The 2,206-nt window shown below is 33.8% G+C and carries 3 protein-coding genes; all 3 read right to left on the reverse strand.

The window, feature by feature from the left end; genetic code table 11:
* A partial coding sequence (locus BA1_RS18125) for a T7SS effector LXG polymorphic toxin (RefSeq protein WP_237739248.1) occupies nucleotides 1-325 on the reverse strand: 325 nt, incomplete at its 3' end.
* A gap of 301 nt (nucleotides 326-626) precedes the next feature.
* Nucleotides 627-1,466 (reverse strand): hypothetical protein, encoded by an 840-nt coding sequence (locus BA1_RS18130; protein ID WP_008362237.1) that lies wholly within the window; start codon nucleotides 1,464-1,466, stop codon nucleotides 627-629.
* A gap of 80 nt (nucleotides 1,467-1,546) precedes the next feature.
* Nucleotides 1,547-1,753, reverse strand: coding sequence for an XtrA/YqaO family protein (locus tag BA1_RS19210; protein ID WP_008362239.1), 207 nt, complete (start codon nucleotides 1,751-1,753; stop codon nucleotides 1,547-1,549).
* Between the last annotated feature and the right edge of the window lie 453 nt (nucleotides 1,754-2,206).

Consider the following 2,206-nt stretch of genomic DNA (forward strand, 5'->3'; position numbering starts at 1 on the left):
CGTTTATAATATAATTTAGAAATCTTTGTTCATTCTTGGTGCCCATATGTACTGCGTTGTCTAAAAAGTGTTCTTCTACAAAGGTATCGCCGCCAAAGTTTGTATCATCAAGTGTCCCAGAAACACCTTCATGGAACGCTTTTTGTTTATCTATGAAGCTAATAAACATGTCCACAATTCCAGCTAGCTCTTTATAAAAGCTTTTAATGTTATCGGCACCTTTTCCAGTGAAGTCGTCACCGAGATTGGCAACACCTTGTAATGCCTTTTTTAAATCTATCATTTGTTCGCGGAGTTCCTGATAGTGTTTTGCCCTTGTATCCATGGCACTGGTTAGTCCTTTTGCATCAAGTATATTCATAAGAAGCTTGTAATGCCTTTTTTAAATCTATCATTTGTTCGCGGAGTTCCTGATAGTGTTTTGCCCTTGTATCCATGGCACTGGTTAGTGCTTTTGCATCAAGTATCTTCCTCAGAAGAATTCACTCCTTCCTATTCATTGACAAGGTCAATTTTACCAACACAAAGTTTGTCATTAAATAGGAACAAAGATACAAAAACAGCACTCAAATGATTCCAAGTGCTGTCGAAAGTTTCCAAAAAAATCTTATAAGCAGACTGTTTAATTATATAATTGAATTATTATTTGTAGTACTATCGTTAGTAGAATCATCGTTTGTAGAATCTTGATCGACCTCTTCAATCGACATTTTTATATTGCACAAGTCTTCTAACTTGATAATTTTTGTTTCTGTACATAACTTTGGCTTAGGATTATTTCCTAATAAAATTAATTCTTTGTTTATAGCGTGTAGTACATACCAAGATTTTCTATTTAAATCACTTTCAAGAATATTTTGTTCATTAGCTAAATCAATGTCAGAAACGAGTATATACTTTTCTTTTGTCCAATATAAAAACTTTGAAATTTGCTTCATTAATGCTGGTATAGGGAGACATAGAACGGTCATACATCCTATTATAATTGCTAATTTTCCAATTGGATTTTCTACGAATACATTTGTTACAACTGTTCCATTCAACGGAAAATAATAGCACAATAAGCAAACCATGAACAGTATTGCTAATAATACTCTTACCCCAAACCGATTAAGTTTTGAAGAGGATTGACTGTTTATAACATAAATTATAGTGAAAATTGGAGCACCAATTGCGAAAAAAATTGATCCTATCATGGGAGATAAATTTGGATCCCCAGTCCAGGACGGTACACCAAAAGTATAAAGTATAGACAGATTAATCAATACCCACCATAAAGTCTGTCCAAGATATTTAATACTTAATAATAGTATAACCATATCTTTAGTTAACAACTTTTGTTCAAAGATACTTGATGATAATAAATTAATAGGTCTTATTAATTTGAAAATGATTAATAACACTATTATTGCAGCAGCCAAATTACTTGGTATCCCCATTTTTTCGAGAAATCCAAAATACTCCATAAATACACACCTTTTCAATATTCTTCTTTATTGAATCGGCATTTTTTAGATTTTTTCAAGTAATTAGGGAACTCTATCTGCTAAATATCTATTCTGTGAGAACTTGTATAATTTAAATTTGTGAACTGGCCGTCACGTGTAGTGATCTCGGTTCTACCGTACATTGGGATTTCAGCCAACACCACATTGTTGGAATGACCATCTAGGATAATAACTTTAACTTCTCCTTTTTTAAAAAGCTGATCAATTGAAATGTTAGAGTCTATATGCTTATAAAGATTATTCATCCACAAGGCCTCGTGTTATAATGAATTGTTCATCGAGATAGACGCATTATCTACCCTCTATGCGATAAAGCAGGAACCATCGTCTTGATCGTTTGCGTGCCACCTTATGCAGCCCCGTCTTCCTAATCTTTTTGATCATTCCCGTCAGAATCGTTTTTCACACTTAGAAGGGAATCTAATCATTAGCAGCTGCTTCTCATCTTTCTGCATCGGTACAGCTTCGTTGGCTTGGACCTCATACAAGAAAAAATAGACACAGATTCAATGAATAAATATGAAGAGTATATCTCCAAGATCATGGAGTGATTTTTTATCACTTTTTTGTGGGTGATTTGTAGGTGTTACCTGCTTCTTTTTTAAATATTAGAAATACCCACAAAAACAAAAATCCCCCTGAAGCCAATGGCTCCAAGGGGTTCCTCTATTAATACTGAGACATATACTGATCGCGTT

Source organism: Bacillus xiamenensis, assembly GCF_000300535.1.
GTDB lineage: Bacteria > Bacillota > Bacilli > Bacillales > Bacillaceae > Bacillus > Bacillus xiamenensis.